The organism is Zymobacter sp. IVIA_12111.31 C1 (genome assembly GCF_047495495.1).
Classification (GTDB): Bacteria; Pseudomonadota; Gammaproteobacteria; order Pseudomonadales; family Halomonadaceae; genus Zymobacter.
This window is the reverse complement of record NZ_CP179930.1, coordinates 1565439-1583031: the sequence shown is the minus strand read 5'-3', so window position 1 is coordinate 1583031 and position 17593 is coordinate 1565439. Positions and strand designations below refer to the sequence as shown.

Annotated in this window: 19 protein-coding genes; 13 read left to right on the top strand and 6 right to left on the bottom strand. The window is 55.6% G+C overall.

Features of this window, described 5'->3' with window-relative positions:
* Window positions 1-1793 precede the first annotated feature (1793 nt).
* The 6 genes from ACMHYW_RS07115 to ACMHYW_RS07090 all read left to right on the top strand — a co-directional run bounded on the left by ACMHYW_RS07115 (window position 1794) and on the right by ACMHYW_RS07090 (window position 7542).
* Window positions 1794-2705: an NAD(+) kinase gene (locus tag ACMHYW_RS07115; RefSeq protein WP_414499315.1), complete on the top strand. Its 912-nt coding sequence runs from the start codon at window positions 1794-1796 to the stop codon at window positions 2703-2705.
* A 15-nt stretch (window positions 2706-2720) separates the two neighbouring features.
* Window positions 2721-3698 carry a metallophosphoesterase gene (locus tag ACMHYW_RS07110; protein WP_414499314.1) on the top strand — a complete coding sequence of 326 codons (978 nt, stop codon included), beginning with the start codon at window positions 2721-2723 and terminating at the stop codon, window positions 3696-3698.
* A 69-nt stretch (window positions 3699-3767) separates the two neighbouring features.
* Window positions 3768-4676 carry a rhomboid family intramembrane serine protease gene (locus ACMHYW_RS07105; RefSeq protein ID WP_414499313.1) on the top strand — a complete coding sequence of 303 codons (909 nt, stop codon included), beginning with the start codon at window positions 3768-3770 and terminating at the stop codon, window positions 4674-4676.
* Between the two features lie 259 nt (window positions 4677-4935).
* Window positions 4936-5739: a DUF2797 domain-containing protein gene (locus ACMHYW_RS07100; RefSeq protein WP_414499312.1), complete on the top strand. Its 804-nt coding sequence runs from the start codon at window positions 4936-4938 to the stop codon at window positions 5737-5739.
* Window positions 5740-5749: 10 nt separating this feature from the next.
* Complete coding sequence (locus ACMHYW_RS07095; protein ID WP_414499311.1) at window positions 5750-6244, top strand: GNAT family N-acetyltransferase; 495 nt, start codon at window positions 5750-5752, stop codon at window positions 6242-6244.
* Between the two features lie 719 nt (window positions 6245-6963).
* Window positions 6964-7542 carry a TIGR00730 family Rossman fold protein gene (locus tag ACMHYW_RS07090; protein WP_414499310.1) on the top strand — a complete coding sequence of 193 codons (579 nt, stop codon included), beginning with the start codon at window positions 6964-6966 and terminating at the stop codon, window positions 7540-7542.
* Window positions 7543-7600: 58 nt separating this feature from the next.
* Here the strand turns inward: ACMHYW_RS07090 and ACMHYW_RS07085 are convergent, their stop codons facing one another.
* Window positions 7601-8050: an NADAR family protein gene (locus ACMHYW_RS07085; protein ID WP_414499309.1), complete on the bottom strand. Its 450-nt coding sequence runs from the start codon at window positions 8048-8050 to the stop codon at window positions 7601-7603.
* Here ACMHYW_RS07085 and ACMHYW_RS07080 point away from each other — a divergent pair.
* On the top strand, window positions 8050-9180 hold the full coding sequence (locus tag ACMHYW_RS07080) for a 5'-nucleotidase (protein WP_414499308.1): 1131 nt from the start codon (window positions 8050-8052) through the stop codon (window positions 9178-9180). The two genes, ACMHYW_RS07085 and ACMHYW_RS07080, sit on opposite strands and share 1 nt — an antisense overlap.
* A gap of 106 nt (window positions 9181-9286) precedes the next feature.
* On the opposite strand, the gene ykgO is transcribed toward ACMHYW_RS07080, so the two are convergent.
* Both ykgO and ACMHYW_RS07070 read right to left on the bottom strand, forming a co-directional pair.
* Window positions 9287-9430 (bottom strand): type B 50S ribosomal protein L36, encoded by a 144-nt coding sequence (gene ykgO / locus ACMHYW_RS07075; protein ID WP_414499307.1) that lies wholly within the window; start codon window positions 9428-9430, stop codon window positions 9287-9289.
* Window positions 9431-9500: 70 nt separating this feature from the next.
* Window positions 9501-9758, bottom strand: a complete 258-nt coding sequence (locus ACMHYW_RS07070) for a type B 50S ribosomal protein L31 (protein WP_414499306.1) — start codon at window positions 9756-9758, stop codon at window positions 9501-9503.
* 334 nt (window positions 9759-10092) lie between these two features.
* Between ACMHYW_RS07070 and ACMHYW_RS07065 the strand changes: the two genes are divergently transcribed.
* From ACMHYW_RS07065 to ACMHYW_RS07045, 5 genes are read left to right on the top strand one after another with little or no spacing between them, the layout of a single operon-like run.
* Window positions 10093-10872 carry a transporter substrate-binding domain-containing protein gene (locus ACMHYW_RS07065; RefSeq protein ID WP_414499305.1) on the top strand — a complete coding sequence of 260 codons (780 nt, stop codon included), beginning with the start codon at window positions 10093-10095 and terminating at the stop codon, window positions 10870-10872.
* 13 nt (window positions 10873-10885) lie between these two features.
* Complete coding sequence (locus ACMHYW_RS07060; protein ID WP_414499304.1) at window positions 10886-11551, top strand: amino acid ABC transporter permease; 666 nt, start codon at window positions 10886-10888, stop codon at window positions 11549-11551.
* Window positions 11551-12207: an amino acid ABC transporter permease gene (locus tag ACMHYW_RS07055; RefSeq protein WP_414499303.1), complete on the top strand. Its 657-nt coding sequence runs from the start codon at window positions 11551-11553 to the stop codon at window positions 12205-12207. Before ACMHYW_RS07060 ends, ACMHYW_RS07055 begins: the two co-directional genes overlap by 1 nt.
* Window positions 12188-12916, top strand: coding sequence for an amino acid ABC transporter ATP-binding protein (locus ACMHYW_RS07050; RefSeq protein WP_027705829.1), 729 nt, complete (start codon window positions 12188-12190; stop codon window positions 12914-12916). The genes ACMHYW_RS07055 and ACMHYW_RS07050 overlap by 20 nt, the downstream gene beginning before the upstream one ends.
* Window positions 12917-12927: 11 nt before the next feature.
* On the top strand, window positions 12928-14070 hold the full coding sequence (locus ACMHYW_RS07045; protein WP_414499302.1) for an amidase: 1143 nt from the start codon (window positions 12928-12930) through the stop codon (window positions 14068-14070).
* 74 nt (window positions 14071-14144) lie between these two features.
* On the opposite strand, the gene puuE is transcribed toward ACMHYW_RS07045, so the two are convergent.
* Genes puuE through ACMHYW_RS07030 form a run of 3 tightly spaced genes read right to left on the bottom strand, consistent with a single transcriptional unit; the run spans window position 14145 to window position 16052 of the window.
* Window positions 14145-15074 carry an allantoinase PuuE gene (gene puuE / locus ACMHYW_RS07040; protein WP_414499301.1) on the bottom strand — a complete coding sequence of 310 codons (930 nt, stop codon included), beginning with the start codon at window positions 15072-15074 and terminating at the stop codon, window positions 14145-14147.
* The gene (locus ACMHYW_RS07035) at window positions 15061-15831 is read right to left on the bottom strand and encodes an aspartate/glutamate racemase family protein (RefSeq protein WP_414499300.1); all 771 of its coding nucleotides are present in this window, start codon (window positions 15829-15831) and stop codon (window positions 15061-15063) included. The genes puuE and ACMHYW_RS07035 overlap by 14 nt, the downstream gene beginning before the upstream one ends.
* Before the next feature lie 44 nt (window positions 15832-15875).
* On the bottom strand, window positions 15876-16052 hold the full coding sequence (locus ACMHYW_RS07030; RefSeq protein ID WP_414499299.1) for a hypothetical protein: 177 nt from the start codon (window positions 16050-16052) through the stop codon (window positions 15876-15878).
* Between ACMHYW_RS07030 and ACMHYW_RS07025 the strand changes: the two genes are divergently transcribed.
* Window positions 16051-17541, top strand: a complete 1491-nt coding sequence (locus ACMHYW_RS07025; protein ID WP_414499298.1) for an NCS1 family nucleobase:cation symporter-1 — start codon at window positions 16051-16053, stop codon at window positions 17539-17541. The genes ACMHYW_RS07030 and ACMHYW_RS07025 overlap by 2 nt on opposite strands.
* The last annotated feature ends 52 nt before the right edge of the window (window positions 17542-17593 follow it).

The window sequence follows — 17593 nt, the reverse complement described above, 5'->3', positions numbered from 1 at the left end:
TCATAGACGTCTAATAATGATTTTTTCACAGAAGAGGGAGCTTATTGCATGGGCACTCTTCTCGCTGACAGCCTATTGAACATAATCGTCCTATTATTAGCATAGTTATTTATAGTAAGTGTGTAGGGCTTTTCAATATATGAATAAATATGAAAATATCATAAATGGCTTGAATTGAAGGTGTGAGGCTTTTTAGGTTTGCCTGATGCCTGATGCCTGATGCCTGATGCCTGATGCCTGATGCCTGATGCCTGATGCCTGATGCCTGATGCCTGATGCCTGATGCCTGATGCCTGATGCCTGATGCCTGATGCCTGATGCCTGATGCCTGATGCCTGATGCCTGATGCCTGATGCCTGATGCCTGATGCCTGATGCCTGATGCCTGATGCCTGATGCCTGATGTATTTAAAGCATGCTTCATAACCCCAATACCCATGGTCATTGAAGGGACTTTGAACCACAAAATTGTGGTAAAAACTGTCTATTTTAGTAAAGACAAAAGTAACCACTCAGTTTATGAAATAGTCTATTGGTAGGCCGATTTGTCGCTCAAGATATAGTGCACAATATATACTTTAATACTTATAATTTATAATTTATAATTTATTATTGTTGATGATTTAAAATTGTTGTTTCTATAGCCAGTCAGTAATATAATAAAAGTTTTTATTGTAAGTTGTAATATTCATCTTTTTTATGGTGGTAGGGCAATAATGTGTCTTTATATTTGTTGTTTTGTGCTGGTATTCATGGTTTTTATTTTTAATGGTTCGTTGATTGGTAGTGGCGTGATTTTTAATTATAAAAATCTGCTATTTGTGTATTTTTAACCTGCCTTTAATTTGCTTTTTAAAGTTGTTTGTGCTCGCGAATCAATGTGTAGTATTATTTTCAGTTTTTTAAATGTTATAAGCTATGATTGTGCGTTGGTACTGGTGTTATCTAACTCTTTATTTTGAGTGTAATTGTTTATTTGGAAAGGAATTTACCTTTAAGGTATTCCTACTAAAACGCTCTTTTAATACCATAACACTAATGTCTAATTTTACGGTGTAGGGTTGTTTATTGGGTGCTTTTTGTGTGTCATTATTGAGCGTTCATCGCTAAAATAGCATTGCTTCTATGTCTGTTAGATTCCTCGTAAGAAGTCTCTATCTTCTCGCAGTTGAGGTGCATTGACTGCTTGGGAGGATATGTCGCTTTGGAGGCGGGCAGGTAAGAATTATTGTTCGTTATATTGGCTGTAATAAAGTACAGGGTGAGGCTGATTTTTTTTCATTGCCTTATACATTTTATTTTCTGACGTCATATTTAAAAGCATACGCTTGTACTGCGATAACCCGAGCATGGATGCGTGCTTATTAGAGCATGAGACTCTTTTCTGTTCTCGATTTCCTGTATGTGATTCGGCTACCACCGCTGTCTCTCAGTGAGAGACGGTGTGCTGACAGGCTCGCAACGAGCATGCGCTATGTGCATGCCTTGATAAGCAGTGTGGGGCTGTGTGATATGCCTTATCGCTTGGCTTATGTCACTTAGCGAAAGGCATTTGGGCTTTATAAGCCAAGGCAGTGCAGCAGAAGCATCTCTGGGGTTCGTGGAAGGAAAGAAGAGTGCTCGGGGCCATGTGTATCGTTCATCGCAAAATCCGAATGTCTGTGTCGTGAGATATGGGCGCGAAATGCGTATGATATTGCACTATGGCGTGAGGAACCGTCGCAATGCATTGCGTTGCTGTCATGGTCTGCGTGGCGTATGCCCATGCTAGGCTTTCTGAAATGGATTTGAATAATGCCTCATTTCAAGACCGTTGGACTTGTCATGCGCCCAGGCAGCCATCATTCCGATGAAACGCTGGGGCAGGTGCTGGATATTCTTTCTCGCCACGAGATCGATATCATATTAGACGAGCGCATTCTTGCTGCCGAAATCGGCTGTGTCAGTGATGACTGTGATGTCTCGCGCCTGCCGAGAGCGGCTCTCGAGACGCTCGGACGGTTGTGCGACATGGTGATCGTTATCGGTGGTGATGGCAGCATGTTGGGCGCTGCACGCACGCTCTGTTTGACCGGTACGCCCGTACTGGGCATCAATCGCGGTCGTGTCGGTTTCCTGACCGATATTTCAACCGCTGACCTTGAGCTGCGTCTAGAAGAGATCCTGTCCGGTACGTATGTGGCTGAGCACCGCTTTCTGCTGGATGCGTTCATCATGCGTGAAGGCCGTGTCGTGTCGTGTGCGCATGCGCTTAATGATGTTGTGCTGCATTCGGGGCAGGTGGCTCGAATGGTAGAATTCACGCTGTTCATTGATGATCAGTTTGTGTATCGCCAGCGGGCGGATGGCTTGATTGTGGCAACGCCAACAGGTTCCACGGCCTATGCGTTGTCAGCGGGTGGGCCAATGTTGCATCCGTCGCTGGAGGCAATGGTGTTGGTGCCGATGTTTCCTCATGTGCTGTCGAATCGTCCCCTCGTGATTGGAGCGGCCAGCAAGGTATCGCTGCGTATTGAGCACGGGCCTGATCCTGCTCCGCAGTTGAGCTGTGATGGTCAGACTCGGTTGGTTCTGCAGCCGGGAGATAGGATCGATATCATCCGCAAGCCGCAGCGTTTGGTGCTGCTTCACCCTCAATCGCACGATTATTTCGATAGCTGTCGTAGCAAGCTCGGCTGGAGCAGCTCGACTCAGGAGTGTCCATGACCTTAGGTAGCCTTCATGTCAGACCGATCTGGTAATATCGGCATGCCTATGCGCATGTTCGAAACGTCGTCATTGGATCTTATCGGCGATGCACATGGCTGTGCTGCCTTACTAGAGGCTTTGCTGGATCGGCTGGGATATCGTCCTGATGCAGCAGGTGTATTGCGCCACCCTACGCGCAAGGTTGTCTTTCTTGGCGACATCATCGACCGCGGACCGCAGATACGCGAGGCCGTGGCGCTGGTGCGCCGCATGGTCGAAGGGGGCGCGGCGTACGCAATCCTGGGTAATCACGAGATCAATGCGCTACGCGCCTGTCGGCTTGAAGTTAGGCAGCGTCACTCGCGTCAGCGGCAGGTGCTAAAGGAGACGCTGGAGCAGTATGCCCGCTACCAAAAGGAGTGGGATAGCGCGCTGGACTGGTTCGCACAGCTGCCATTGTGTCTTGAGATGGCCGGTATGCGTGCTGTCCATGCGTGCTGGGATGAACGGTTGATGCGCCCCTTTCTGGAGCGTCAACCGGACGGGCGCCTGACGCCCGAGCAGCTTCAGCGTTCGCTCGATCCTCAGTCGTTCTTTTTCGATCTGGTGGATCGAGCCACGCGCGGTCCGCAGTTGAACTTGCCTGGTAATCTGTGCATTCACGGGCGGGATGGCATTCAACGCAAGGCGTTCCGTACCAGTTTTTGGCATGCGCAGCCTCACGTGTATGGCGATGTGGTCTTTCAGCCGGATCCTTTGCCGCACTGCATCGAAGAGCGGCCCTTGCAGGAGCGCGAGCTGAACCAGTTGGTATACTATCCGCCGGATCAGCCCCCTCTGTTTTTTGGCCACTACTGGCGCAATGGTCATCCCTCGTTGCTGACCCCTAATGTTGCCTGTCTGGATTACAGTGCTGTCAAGGGTGGTCATCTTGTTGCATATCGTTATGATGGCGAGCAGGCACTGTCGGCGGACCGTCTAGTATGGCAGTCGGCCAACGACCTCGCTTAATGAATGTATCCCGGTGTTCGCCATACCTGGAATGGTCTGGATTCACCGCCAACCAGGAGCTTCGCGCCTATGTCGACGGTCTATCGATTTTCTGCCGAAGAGGAGCTGGCAACGCTGCGTCAGTGGCTCTGGCACGAACACATCAGCCATTACTATCGTCAGCAGGACGGCGCCCAGCTCATCATCCTGATCAATGATGCACAGCAGGGCCCGGCCAATGTGCTGGTGGAGCGCTGGCGGCGCAACGAATTGCCACCGTTATCGTCGATGTCTTCGGCCAAAGGGCTGGTGGATAAAGGACAGTGGCGAAGCCTCAAGCAGGCCTTGCGTCATCAGCCGGTGACCATGGTGCTGTTGCTGGCATGCGTGTTCATCTTCCTGCTGGCAACGATAAACGGCAATGCGGTGTACTACGCTCTGTCCATTCTGTCGCCCAATGCTTGGCCCAGCGTGGATGACACGCTTCATATGCATGCGGCTCTGGCCGCGGTTCTGCAGGCGCAGGAGTGGTGGCGTCTGGTCACGCCCATCTTCATTCATTTCAGCTTGGCTCATCTCGTATTCAACATGCTGTGGCTGTGGGTCTTTGGCCGTCACATTGAGCGAGATGAAGGTTCTGTCTACTGGGCCGGGCTGGTTCTGCTGTGGGGGATACTGTCGAATCTGGCGCAGCTTCTCTATGCGGGACCTGCTTTCGGGGGAATGTCGGGCGTTGTGTATGCCATCATGGGGTATCTGTGGGTCGAACAGCTCACGGGACGTCGGCGTATACCGGTGATGCCCGGCTGGCTGCTGTTCATGGCGGTGCTGTGGGCGCTGTGGGGGGTGGTTAATACGATGGGGTTGAGCCATAACGTTGAGATGGTCAGCAACATGGCCAATGCCGCCCATTTCGGTGGACTGTTCGCCGGCTGCGCTACGGCACTGATGTCGGCGTTGTGGCACAGATTTATGGATCGGCGGCGTGCGATGCGCTAATGTCGGTTCCTATGCTTTGTCGAAAAGCCCTCCACTGATGTGGGGGGCTTTTTGTTGGGTCAAGAAAATTGTTGGGTCAAGCAATGCTCATCAAGCAGCATGATCTATCGGATACCCATTAGGAGATAGGCGGCGTTTATAGTGGGTAACGTTCTGGCGCTGTGCCTGAACTGCTATTATGGGCCTTCATTACGAGCGGTTATCTCTATCTTTTTCGCGTGGCGGTGTGGGTATGCAAATGGAAGGCGCATTGCGCAAAATGGCCATTACGGCTGATGAGGAAGGCAAGGCACACTATGCGCTCAGACTGGATGACAGTGCGCTGCCGCTCAACGGTGCGGTAGGTAAAACGGTTCGTCTGGTTTGGACGGGTGCCATTCGTTGCGTGCACTGCCAGCGCTCGACCAACAAGAGCTTTGCCCAAGGGCACTGCTATCCCTGCTTTAAGCGGCTGGCCAGCTGCGATACCTGCATTATGAGCCCTGAACGTTGCCATTATGCGCAGGGAACGTGCCGTGAACCGGCATGGGGTGAGCAGCATTGCATGGCACCTCATCTGGTGTATCTGGCCAACAGCTCGGCGTTGAAGGTCGGGATCACTAAACCGTCTCAGCTGCCGACACGCTGGCTGGATCAAGGTGCCACCCAAGCGGTGCCTATTTTGGACGTTGATAGTCGTCTGCAGTCGGGCTGGGTCGAAGACACATTGCGCTCGGCGATTAGCGATCGCACCTCATGGCAGGCCATGCTCAAGGGTGAAGCAGCTGAACTGGATATGGCGGCCTTGCGTACCCGTGTGCTTGCGCAGTTCGAACCGCAATTGGATGCGCTGCGTGCCCAGTGGGGAGCCGATGCTATTCGTGTGCGAAGTGATGCACCACGCCGTTTTCATTACCCTGTGCAGGCCTATCCTGCGAAGGTGAAGTCTTTCAATCTTGATCGACAGCCCATCATTGAAGGGCAGTTGATGGGGCTGAAAGGGCAGTATCTGATCCTCGATAACGGGGTCATCAACCTGCGCAAGTACGCTGGTTACCACGTTGACTTCAGCGTTGTGTCATAGGGGGCATGTGATGTCATCTGCTTCGGATGTGCTGACGCTGCGCCCTGCGGTGCTGACCGATCTGGACGCTCTGGAAGAACTGGAGTTCGACTGCTTCGATTCGGATCGCTTTTCGCGCCGTCGCTGGCGCTATCTGCTGACACAGGCACATGCTGTCACGCTGGTGCTGGAAGACCCTCAGGCTGTGCATGATGACGAACGCCTGCAAGGCTATGCCATGGTGCTACTGCGAACCCACAGCCGCCGTGCACTGCTGCATTCGCTGTGCGTTCACCCCCAGGTTCGGCGCCATGGACAGGCGATGCGGCTGCTGGCGGCCTGCGAGGCGCAGGCCGTTGCCGCGGGGGCCGCTACGCTATGGCTTGATGTTCATGTCGACAATCATGCTGCACTGCGTCTTTATCAGCGGTGCGGCTATCATCGTTACAGCTGGGAAGATGACGTATATGAGGATGGGGGTGCCGCATGGCGGATGGAGAAGCGCCTAGCGCACGCCACTGCTTAGCCTTCGTATGGAGGGTGGCATCGTATGGCCAAACCGTATGAAATGGTTTTTCACGGTGGTCGTTAGGCAATGACGGTATGAGACGCTCTTACTTACTAGTAGTAAGAGCATGTTTCATCACCCCAATGCTCATGTCGTTGAAGGAACCTCAAACCACAAATTGCGGTAGAAGCCGTTTATTTTAGAAAGGGTAAGAGCAATCCCTCAGGTTATGAAGCGGTCTCTAAGAGCGTGCTTCATAACTGCAATACCCATGTCATTGAGGAAATTTCAACCCATAAACCTACGGTAAAAGCCGTCTATTTTAGAAATGACTCAGGCTATGAAATAGCACGCTAAGTGCTTGAGCAATATGGCGGCTTGGTATCTACGCGGTGAGTTCATTGCATGGGGGAGCCATACACGCGGCGGCGACTTTGCATGACGTGCGCTGAGTAACAAAAGCTATAAAGTGTCAGTGATGGGATGCCTAGGTAAGACCAGCCGCTTGCCATGTAGGCCATGAAGCCGCTGTTGTGTGCTAGGCGGTTCTTAATGCCGGGCGGCGCAGGGCTGCCTGAAGAGTGTGTCTGCACGGCTTGGGCAAGGTCGGCAGCCTATGGATGTTTCAGGTTGTCGCAGAGCCTGTTGAGCGGACAAAAGAGGCTTATCGAAGGGCGGCTGTGCTTTTACATTAGACTCATACCTGTGTTTTTCTACATGCCTGTCTGGGAGGCGTCATGTCGGCGATCTGTTTTTTCTGCGGTTCCGCTCCGGGTAATGATCCCCTTTATCAGCGCGATATTGCCGCGCTCATCGAGACGCTGGCACAGCATGAGTGCTCGTTCGTGTACGGGGGAGGCAAAGTTGGACTGATGGGGTTCGTTGCTGACGAAGGTCTGAAGCATGGCGCGTCGGTCACCGGGATCATCCCTCGGCACTTGGTCGATCATGAGCTGGCATACACCGGCCTGACCGAGCTGGTTGTGACCGATGACATGCACCAGCGTAAGCTGGCCATGGCTCAGCGTTCGGATGCGTTCATCGCACTGCCCGGCGGTGTGGGTACTCTTGAAGAGATCTTCGAGCAGTGGACATGGAGCCAGATCGGTCTGCACGCCAAGCCGTGTGTGTTCTTCAATACGGGAGGCTTTTTTGACCCGCTGATCGCGTTCCTACAGAAAGTGGTCGATAAAGGGTTTATGAAGCCGCAGTACCTTGAAACGCTGATCGTATCGGATGATCCCGATGAAATCGTCGCGCGTCTGAAGGGCTATACGGCCCCCGCAGACAAATGGTCCAAGGTGGCCAAAGTATAAACGCCGAGTCTTTGTGCCGAAGAGCGGTCGCGCAATGCCACCGGTCTTCGGTACCGAATCACGCCCGTTCTGTTCGCAGGTGTTCGCGCACTTCCATAAGAATCGTGCCGAGCATGTTTTTGCCAAAGCCGTCACCACCATCTCCCCAATAGGCATCCTTGGGCGTGTGCTCTATCAGTAGGCGGTCTCCCGTACTGAGCAGCAGCGCTTTGGCTTCCTCATGCTGCGAAAATTTTTGCAGCACAGCATGGCGCATCACATCATTCTTGATGCTTTCCCAGTCCTTCCTGAGTGGCAGCTTGCGGTTGCGGCCGATTTCTGCCGCTTCACTCGCTTTGAAGCAGCGTTGAATTTGTCGCTGGATAGCCGGATCAAGAAACTTTTGTGCCTGGAAATAATGTTCGACTGTGCGCCAGCGCGTTTTGCCTTCCCAAAAGCCATAACGGTGAAAGTTTGAAAATATGCCGTACTCATCATTGGCACGATAGAAATAAATGGGCGTGTTCAATGAATCTATCCCTATTCACGAAAAATAAACTTATTGTAGAGTTCCGTTATCAAGTAAGTGATAACGGTGACATGGTAGTCTGCTGGCAGGGAATCAAGCAAATAAAGGTAGGGGAAATAACGATGCCGTATGATTTGAAGAATAAGCTGGTCGTTGGGGTAGCCTCAAGTGCTGTATTTGATCTGACGGAATCCGATGCTGTATTTAAAGACCGCGGTGAAGAAGCCTATCGCAAGTTTCAGCAAGACCATCTCAATGAACCCCTGGCGCCTGGAATGGCGTTTCCTTTTATTCGACGCTTGTTATCCATTAACCATATTGCAAGCAACCCTGGTGATCCGTTGGTGGAAGTCATTCTCTTGTCGAGAAATGATCCGGATACCGGGGCGAGGGTAATGAAGACCATTGAGCACCATGGGCTTGGTATTACACGTGCCATCTTCATGCAGGGAAAATCACCCTGTGCTTATATCCCTGCGCTCAATATTTCGCTGTTTTTGTCCGCTAACGAAAAGGATGTTCGGCACGCCATTGAACAAGGGCATCCCGCAGGGCAGGTGTTAAATTCGAAGTTTGCGGATGACGATGATGAGACGCTGCGCATTGCCTTCGATTTTGATGGCGTTCTGGCCAACGATGAATCGGAGTCGGTGATGCAGGCTTCGGGGCTGAACGCATTTCATGAACATGAGGTGAAGAACGTGGCCCACCCTCACAGCCCCGGCCCTTTGCAGGATTTCGTCGTCAAAATTTCCCGCATTCAGGCGATTGAAGAAGCGTACAAGAAGCAGCACCCGGGCTATCAGAACCGGATTCGGGTGTCGATCGTGACGGCGCGTAATGCACCGTCGCATGAACGAGCGCTTCAGTCGCTGAAAAGCTGGGGTGTCATGGCTAACGAAGCGTTTTTTCTGGGAGGAATCGAGAAGAAGGCGGTGCTTGAGGTGATGAGGCCGCATATCTTCTTTGATGATCAACCGGCGCATCTCAAGGCTGCCAGTGAGGTCGTGCCTTCCGTGCACGTGCCCTTTGGTGTTGTCAACGCAACGTCTTCTAACGTCGAGGCCCTAATGCCGGCCCCTAAACGCTTCTGGTTCTCTGGGGCGCTTAAGCGGTTCAAGAAAGGATAAAAAAACACCGCTATAGGGCGTGGCCTGCCTTATAGCGGTGAATCTCGTCATAATGTCACAAAGGTACAGCAGCACTGCGGGAAAGAAGGGGGATGGTGCAGCGGCACTAGCGATGAGCGTGCGAGCGTCCTTGCACCGCCTTGAAGCGCGGGTTGCTCTTGCAGATCACGAAGACGCGACCGCGGCGTCTGACGACCTGACAGTCGGGATGGCGCTTTTTAGCCGATTTCAACGATGAGAGATACTGCATGAACGGATCTCCTGACGGATAAAGGCGATGGCCCATGTGCGGATGGGCCGTCGATAACCGCAACCGTGACTCAGTGCAGAGCCTTGATGTCACCGAAGCGGCGCTGGAAGCGCGCTGCGCGACCTTCGGAGTTGATGGTGCGCTGCTGGCCGGTATAGAAAGGGTGTGAGGCTGAAGACACGTCGAGGTGTACCAGCGGGTAGGTGTTGCCGTCTTCCCACTCGATGGTGTCCTTGGTCTCGATCGTCGAACGGATCACAAAGTAAGCGTCGGCGGTGGTGTCGTGAAAAACGACAGTGCGGTAGGTCGGGTGAATGCCGGGTTTCATGGCGGTCTCCTCGATGAATGGGGCTGGGCCTGTAGATCGGTGTCGGGTCAGGCATCAATGTTGTTATGTTATAATGTATCATTTTTTCGATGTCAAGCAGTGCACCATCGTCAGGCAGAGTGACCGCTTCGGGGTACCCATAGGAAGGACGCTATAGGCAGAGAATGGCTTGAGGCAGCTTGCCTTGGGCGGCTGCACCATTCTGGCATGTTCCTTGCTTCATGCTATGGCACATCACGTGATGTGAAACAGGCGGATGCGAGGGATCCTCATGCGGATAAGGCAATACGGGGCGTTCTGGCGCCTTTTTTGGGCAGTGGTGGGGGTGTGCGCTATGGCGGTGGCGTCAATAACGTCATCGCAGGCATGCGCCGCCGATCTGGCAGACATCCAGCGTCGAGGTGTCATTCGTGTCGCTGTGCCGCTGGACTATCCCCCCTTTGGCACGATCGCGCCGGATCTCACTCCTATTGGCTACGACATCGACACGGCCCACTATCTGGCTGATCGGCTGGGGTTGTCGCTGGAACTCGTGCCGGTGACCAGTGCCAACCGTGTGGCCTATCTGGTTAGCGGGCGCGTCGATCTGGTGATCTCGTCACTGGGACGTACCGCCGAGCGCGCACGTACCATCGACTTTTCCGTTCCCTATGCGCCGTTTTTCTACGGTGTGTTCTCTGCGCGTGATGAAGGAATGTGGGCATCGGCCGATGCGCTGGCGGGCAAGACCATCGGTGCGACGCGCGGGTCGCTTGAGGAGTTGCAGCTCAGCACCATGGCGCCCGCGACGACGGTGATCAAGCGCTACGAAGATAACGTCACCACGCTGGCAGCGTTCACGTCAGGCCAAGTGGACTACATCGCGACGGGCACGCCCATAGCCGCATCGCTGGTACAGCAGGGCGGGGCCCGCGTACCTCATCCCGTGTTGCTGCTTAAGAACTCGCCGTGTGCCGTTGGACTGCGCAAGGATGCTCCCGTTCTGCGTGAGCGTGTCAATGCGGCTATCGAAGCGGGCCTCAACGATGGCACGTTCGAAGCGATGTCGCACCGCTGGTTCGGTGTCGGCTTGCCTGCGGACATGCAGCCTTCCCATACGCTCATAGCCCCCTGACGAGGTCGGACTCATGCTGGATTTTCAGGCCTTGTGGCCTTATGCCCCCTTGCTGGCCCACGGGCTGCTGACAACGCTGTGGTTGACAGCGATCGCTATTCTTCTGGGATTAGCGCTGTCCATGGTGTTGGCGTGGTGGCGTGTGCAGTCGCCGCGTGCGGTACGTCAGTGCATTCAGGGTTACATCGAATTGATACGCAATACGCCGTTTCTGGTGCAGCTGTTGTTCATCTACTTCGGTATTTCGGCGACCGGCATCCATTTGCCGGCGGCAGTCTGCGCGGTGGTGGCAATGACGCTGAACTTGGCGGCTTACGCTACGGAAATCATTCGTTCCGGCATCGCTTCCATTCCGCGCGGGCAGCGTGAAGCCGCTCGTGCGCTAGGGATGTCGCCCTATCAGGTGTATCGCTACGTTATTCTCACCCCCGCTATGAGCCGTGTTTTTTCGGCGCTGTCTGGGCAGTGCATCATCGTGATGCTGGGGTCGGCGGTTATTTCGCAGATTTCCGTCGAAGAGCTAACCTCGGCGGCCAGCTTCATTCAGTCGCGCAACTTCCGCAGCATGGAGGCCTATTTGGTGGCCTCGGCCTGCTACCTAGGACTGGCGCTGCTGATGCGACAGGGGTTCAACTGGTTGGATCGACGCTGGTTTGGTTTCAAGGAAGGAGAGCGCTGATGGCGACGTTCACACTGTGGGACATCGTGCGTGACTTGCTGATGGGGCTGCGCTGGACCGTGTTGCTATCGCTGATTGCCTTTGTCGGCGGCAGTGCCGTAACGGTGCTGTGCGTGTGGGGAAGGTTGAGCGGCATGCGCTGGGTAAATCGGCTGATCTCAGGCTACATCGCGTTCTTCCAAGGAACGCCACTGCTGATGCAGCTGTTCCTGATTTTTTTCGGTCTGTCGGTTTGGCAGATCAATCTGTCGCCGCTGGTGGCGGCGTCGGTAGGGTTGACGCTGTTCACTGGGGCTTTTCTAGCAGATATCTGGTGGGCGGCGTTTCGCGCCATTTCTAAAGGGCAGTGGCACGCGGCACGCGTTCTGGGCATGACGCGCGCACAGACGGTGCGCTACATCATCGTGCGCCAAGCGTTTCGCCATGCGATCGCCCCGACCGTGGGACTGGCAGTTCAGGTCATCAAGAATACGGCGCTGGCGTCTGCCATCGGCGTGGCGGAAATGACCCGTATTGCGTCCATCGTCAACAATGCCACGCTGCAGCCGCTGACCCTGTTCGGGCTGCTGGCGCTCGGTTATTTCTGCCTCTGCTATCCGCTTTCGCGCTATGCACGTCACCTAGAGGAGCGCCTCGATGTTAATGGTTCGCGTTGATGCCTTATACAAGGCCTATGGAGAAAACGAAGTCCTTAAAGGGGTCGATCTGCGCATCGAGGAGGGTGAGGTGGTGTCGATCATAGGGCGCAGCGGGTCGGGCAAGAGCACGCTGCTGCGCTGTCTGAACCAGCTGGAGCTGCACGACAGTGGCAATATCGAAGTGAACGGTCAGCGCCTTGATGCAGAGCGCATGACCCCACGCCAGCTCAGTGAAAACGTGGGCATGATCTTCCAGAGTTTCAACCTGTTCCCTCACTACACTGTGGGGGAGAACGTGATGCTGGCGCCGGAAGTCGTACAAGGGCGCTCGCGTCAGGAAACCGAGCCATTGGCGCGGCAACTGCTGGCATCGGTTGGTCTGAGTGAGAAGTTCGATACTTGGCCGGGGCTACTGTCGGGTGGCCAGCAGCAGCGCGTGGCGATTGCCCGGGCGCTGGCGATGTCGCCTAAGGTGTTGCTGTGTGATGAGGTGACCTCGGCACTCGATCCTGAAGCCGTCACCGAAGTGCTGCATATCATGGAGTCGCTGGCGCAGAAAGGCATGACGTTGATTCTGGTGACGCATGAAATGCGTTTTGCCCGTGAAGTTGGCGATCGGGTGGTCTTCATGCATCAAGGGCGCATCCACGAGCAAGGACCGGCCAAAGAGGTAATGAACAATCCACAGACGCCAGAGTTGCAGCAGTTTCTGGCCGCGTCGCGCTAATGGAGGCGTTCATGGACAAGCGGGTATGGGCTGAGCGAATTGTATCGACGGTGCATGGAGACGGACCTTTGTCCGGGCTGCGTCTGGCCGTCAAGGATATGTTTGATATCGCTGGACATGTGACCGGCGCGGGCAACCCGGACTGGGCCGCTTCCCATGCTATACCGATGCGGACGGCCACCTGCGTAGAGCGACTGTGTCAAGCGGGTGCGTTGCTGGTGGGCAAGACCCAGACCGATGAATTGGCCTACAGCCTCAACGGTGCCAATGTGCACTACGGTACTCCCCTGAATCCTGCGGCGCCCGACCGACTGCCCGGTGGTTCATCGTCGGGGTCGGCCGTCGCCGTGGCCAGTGGTGATGCCGATATTGGGCTGGGAACGGATACGGGCGGTTCGATTCGCGTGCCGTCCAGCTACTGTGGCCTATACGGTCTGCGTCCCAGCTGGGGAGCAATCGACATCAGCGGTACGGTGCCGCTGGCTCCTCGCTTCGATACGGTGGGGGTTATGTGTCGCTCACCGAGCGTGCTGGCGCAGGTCGGCGACGTGCTGTTGCCGCGTAGTGAAACGACCGCAGCGGCAGAAGGGGTCTATTGGTTGGCTGCGGAAGGCATTCCGGTCGATTTGAGTGTGATCGACGCGCGTTGTGCGCAGATGCACGTGCCATTGCTGGGGCAGCATGCGTTGACCACCGCGTTTATGGCGCGGGCCAGTCAGGCCTTTCGGGTTCTACAGGGGCGGGATATATGGCGCACGCACGGCGACTGGATTACATCTACCCGACCACGTTTCGCACCCGATGTCGCGGCTCGCTTTCAGTGGGCCGCTAGCCTAAGCGAGGCAGATGGCGTGCAGGCGCAGCGGCAGGCTGACAGCGTGATCGCTCAGCTGTGGCAGTGGAGTGGCCGTGGACGCTATATGCTGGCATTGCCCAGTACACCGGGGGCTGCGCCGTTGCTAACACTACAGGGCGATGCTCTGGCGCACTATCGTGAAGCGCTGATGGGCATGACCGCGCTGGGAGGTCTCTGGGGCGCGCCCGTACTGGCTGCTCCGTGGCTGACGGATCAGCAGGCTCCCTGGGGGATATCGCTGCTGGCGGCCCCCGATAATGACCGCTGCCTGTTGAATGCGGCCTGTCAGCTGACCTGACCCTGTCATGGCAAAAGCCCCTTACTCGTGAAGGGGCTCTTGGAAGGCGCGCATTCATAGAGAATGCCGTGTGATTAGGCCGCTCCATAGGGATGGTGCGTTATCCAGTGGCGTGCGATATCGGCCCGGCGCGTGACCCAGACACGGTCATGGGCTTCGATATGATCAAGGAAGCGTTGCAGGGCACGGAAACGCCCCGGGTGGCCGACCAGGCGTGCGTGCAGTCCGATCGACATCATTTTGGGCGCTTCTTCTCCTTCGGCATATAGCACATCGAAAGTATCGCGCAGGAAGGCGAAGAACTGATCGCCGCAATTGAAGCCGCCCGGAGTGGCAAAGCGCATATCGTTGACGTTCAGTGTATATGGCACGACTAAATGAGGGTGAATAGTGCCATCGGTGGTGGTGACGTCCATCCATAGTGGCAGGTCATCGCCGTAGTAATCACTGTCGTAAAGAAAACTGCCGTGTTCGACGACCAACTGGCGCGTATGGGGTGAATCGCGCCCGGTGTACCAGCCCAGTGGCGGGTGCCCGACCAGTCGCGTTAGTGCCTCGACAGCGCGGGCCATGTGCACACGCTCTTCTTCGATACTGCGTTCCTGATAGTGCAACCAGCGCCAGCCATGACTGGCGATTTCGTGCCCCTGTTCGATCAATGCGTGCGCAATTTCGGGGCAACGCTCCAGCGCCATGGCGACGCCGAAGGCCGTCAGCGGCAATTGACGGCGCTCGAATTCACGCAGGATACGCCATACCCCCGCACGCGAACCGTATTCATACATGGATTCCATGCTCATATGGCGGGCGGGGTAGGCCTGAGCACCGATGATTTCTGATAAAAAAGTTTCGCTGTGTGTGTCGCCGTTCAGTACACAGTGCTCGCTGCCTTCTTCGACATTGAGTACGAACTGCACCGCAATACGGGCCTTGCCAGGCCAGCGGGGATCAGGGGGATGCCCCGCATAGCCGCGCAGATCGCGGGAAGCGTTAGTAGGTGTCATGGACAGCGGCTCCTGTCGAAAGGGAGGAGGAAAGTAGCGATGCGTATGGGCCCAGAGCCGCCTTGGCGGCCGGGTAGGCATGATCGTGGTGTTTAACGGGACGTAGCCCTTGATGAACCAGTCCTTCTAGCAGCTGAATACCCGCGCTGACCCCGTCGACCACGGGCAGGCCGACGGCATCGCTCAGCTCGGCGGCCAGATCGGCCATGCCCGCACAGCCCAGCACGATGGCATCAATGTCATCTTCCTTAGCGGCACGCTGGCATTCCTGCAGAAGCAGTGCACGGCATTCTGTGTCGGCATGCTCCAGAGACTGCACGGGTACGTTGCAGGCACGCAGACGAGCGCACTGCTGGGCCAGACCGATTCGCTGAACGATACGTTGAGCGGTGGGAAGAGTACGCGCCAGCGTGGTGACGACGGAAAAACGCTCGCCCAGCATGGCCGCCGTGCGCATGGCCGATTCGGCGATACCCAGCACCGGTACGCTACTCAGCTCGCGCACGGCGTCGATGCCGGGGTCGCCAAAGCAGGCAATCAAAATGCCGTCCGTCGCCTGGTGCGTTTCGAGCGCCTGCGCGTGCAGCAGTAGGCCGGGAATGGCCAATGCATCGTCGACATGGCTTTCCAGTGATGCCGGACCCTGCGTCGACGTCAGTACCTCGACGTCGGCCGTACGCCGTGCCCGCTGAGCGACCTGAAGGATCTTGTCGCTCATTGCTTGGCTGGTGTTGGGATTGATGATGTGCAGTTTCATGAAATGAGGCCTGAATGAAAAAAGTGCATCTGCAAAGAAATGGCTCAGGCGATACAAGCAAGTTTCAGGCCATGACGGTGCACTGACCGTACGGAATGGTGCGAAGGGGGAAAGTTGGCACAGTTATTGAAAGAAGAACCGAGGGCATCGGCCAGTCGATAGGTGATGTCCGCCACGACGCAGACCAACAACAATGCCATTTCGTCGAAGGTACTTCCCATGTCTTCTCCCAACACCGTGTCGATAGCCGCTTCTGCTCGGAGCAGCACTGTCGATGAGCGACCGCAGAGCTTGCGGCACAGCGACCGTCTCTATAACGAGGATCTTGCGCCTGCTGCACAGCGATGGGGCGCGTACAACATCGCTGCGTTCTGGATGTCGGATGTGCACAGTGTCGGCGGCTATCTGGTCGCGGCCAGCCTGTTTGCCCTCGGGCTGAGCGGTTGGCAGGTCATGGTGTCGCTGTTGGTCGGTATCGTTGTGGTGCAGTGGGTCGCCAATATCATTGCCGCACCTTCTCAGAAAGCTGCCGTTCCGTTCCCAGTCATCTGTCGGATGAGCTTCGGCGTGCTGGGTGCGAACGTGCCCGCATTGGTGCGTGGTGTCATTGCTGTGTTCTGGTACGGCATTCAGACCTTTTTGGCTTCAAGCGCGTTGATGATGGTGCTGCTGCGCTTCTTTCCTGCGATGAATGAATGGACACACCTTTCCTTTCTGGGCCTGTCGCAGCTGGGATGGTTGTGCTTCGGTGCGTTGTGGGCCGCACAGGCACTGGTTTTCTGGCGCGGTATGGACACTATCCGTCGTTTCATAGACTGGAGCGGTCCGGCCGTCTATGTCGTCATGTTCATTATGGCGGGGTGGCTGTGCTACCGCGCAGGATGGTCGAACATCCACTTCACGCTGGGCGACCGCGTGCTGACACCTAAGCAGCAGCTGTGGCAGATGGTGATCGCGGCCATGATCGTCATCGGCTATTTCTCAGGACCAACGCTGAACTTCGGTGATTTCAGCCGCTATGCACGCTCAATGAGTGCGGTGCGCAAGGGCAATTTCTGGGGGTTGCCGGTTAACTTTCTGGTCTTCGCGGCAACCACCGTGGCGATGGTATCCGCAACACTACCCGTGTTTGGTGAAATGATCGACGATCCGATTGCCACCGTGGCACGTTTGGACAGCGATGTCGTTGTTATCATCGGTGCACTGACCTTTGTGACGACGACGATTGGTATCAATATCGTGGCCAACTTCGTTTCGCCAGCGTTCGATTTTTCCAACGTTGCGCCGCGCTGGATCAGCTTCCGGATGGGCGGGATGATCGCGGCTGTCGGGTCGGTGGCACTGATGCCGTGGAAGATGTTCGCCAACCCCGAGTTGATTCACTATACGGTCGAGGCGCTGGCTGCGGTCATTGGCCCGATCTATGGCATATTGCTGGTGGATTACTATCACGTACAGCATCGCCGGGTCGACGTCGATGCACTGTTTAGCATGCAGACCCACCAGCCTTACTGGTACCGCAAGGGTGTCAATCCGAGTGCTATCGGTGCATTGGTGGCCGCGTCCGTGGTATCACTGGGACTCAACTTTGCGCCTTACTTTGGTGATCTGCACCATTTCTCGCTGATTGCCGGTGCGCTGACCGCGGCTGGGATGTATGCGCTGTTGGCAAGAAATCTGCGGCGACAGCGGCTTGGAAGCGCGCTGTAATAACCGCTGTGCCGTACGTTGTGTAGACAGCAGTGCTCCTTGAGGGGGCGCT

Coding starts and splice junctions, on each gene's coding strand:
- ACMHYW_RS07115 (WP_414499315.1), top strand. CDS start 1,794: ATGCCTCATTTCAAGACCGTTGGACTTGTCATGCGCCCAGGCAGCCAT.
- ACMHYW_RS07110 (WP_414499314.1), top strand. CDS start 2,721: ATGTCAGACCGATCTGGTAATATCGGCATGCCTATGCGCATGTTCGAA.
- ACMHYW_RS07105 (WP_414499313.1), top strand. CDS start 3,768: ATGTCGACGGTCTATCGATTTTCTGCCGAAGAGGAGCTGGCAACGCTG.
- ACMHYW_RS07100 (WP_414499312.1), top strand. CDS start 4,936: ATGGCCATTACGGCTGATGAGGAAGGCAAGGCACACTATGCGCTCAGA.
- ACMHYW_RS07095 (WP_414499311.1), top strand. CDS start 5,750: ATGTCATCTGCTTCGGATGTGCTGACGCTGCGCCCTGCGGTGCTGACC.
- ACMHYW_RS07090 (WP_414499310.1), top strand. CDS start 6,964: ATGTCGGCGATCTGTTTTTTCTGCGGTTCCGCTCCGGGTAATGATCCC.
- ACMHYW_RS07080 (WP_414499308.1), top strand. CDS start 8,050: ATGAATCTATCCCTATTCACGAAAAATAAACTTATTGTAGAGTTCCGT.
- ykgO (WP_414499307.1), bottom strand. CDS start 9,430: ATGCAGTATCTCTCATCGTTGAAATCGGCTAAAAAGCGCCATCCCGAC.
- ACMHYW_RS07070 (WP_414499306.1), bottom strand. CDS start 9,758: ATGAAACCCGGCATTCACCCGACCTACCGCACTGTCGTTTTTCACGAC.
- ACMHYW_RS07065 (WP_414499305.1), top strand. CDS start 10,093: ATGGCGGTGGCGTCAATAACGTCATCGCAGGCATGCGCCGCCGATCTG.
- ACMHYW_RS07060 (WP_414499304.1), top strand. CDS start 10,886: ATGCTGGATTTTCAGGCCTTGTGGCCTTATGCCCCCTTGCTGGCCCAC.
- ACMHYW_RS07055 (WP_414499303.1), top strand. CDS start 11,551: ATGGCGACGTTCACACTGTGGGACATCGTGCGTGACTTGCTGATGGGG.
- ACMHYW_RS07050 (WP_027705829.1), top strand. CDS start 12,188: ATGTTAATGGTTCGCGTTGATGCCTTATACAAGGCCTATGGAGAAAAC.
- ACMHYW_RS07045 (WP_414499302.1), top strand. CDS start 12,928: ATGGACAAGCGGGTATGGGCTGAGCGAATTGTATCGACGGTGCATGGA.
- puuE (WP_414499301.1), bottom strand. CDS start 15,074: ATGACACCTACTAACGCTTCCCGCGATCTGCGCGGCTATGCGGGGCAT.
- ACMHYW_RS07035 (WP_414499300.1), bottom strand. CDS start 15,831: ATGAAACTGCACATCATCAATCCCAACACCAGCCAAGCAATGAGCGAC.
- ACMHYW_RS07025 (WP_414499298.1), top strand. CDS start 16,051: ATGTCTTCTCCCAACACCGTGTCGATAGCCGCTTCTGCTCGGAGCAGC.
- ACMHYW_RS07030 (WP_414499299.1), bottom strand. CDS start 16,052: ATGGGAAGTACCTTCGACGAAATGGCATTGTTGTTGGTCTGCGTCGTG.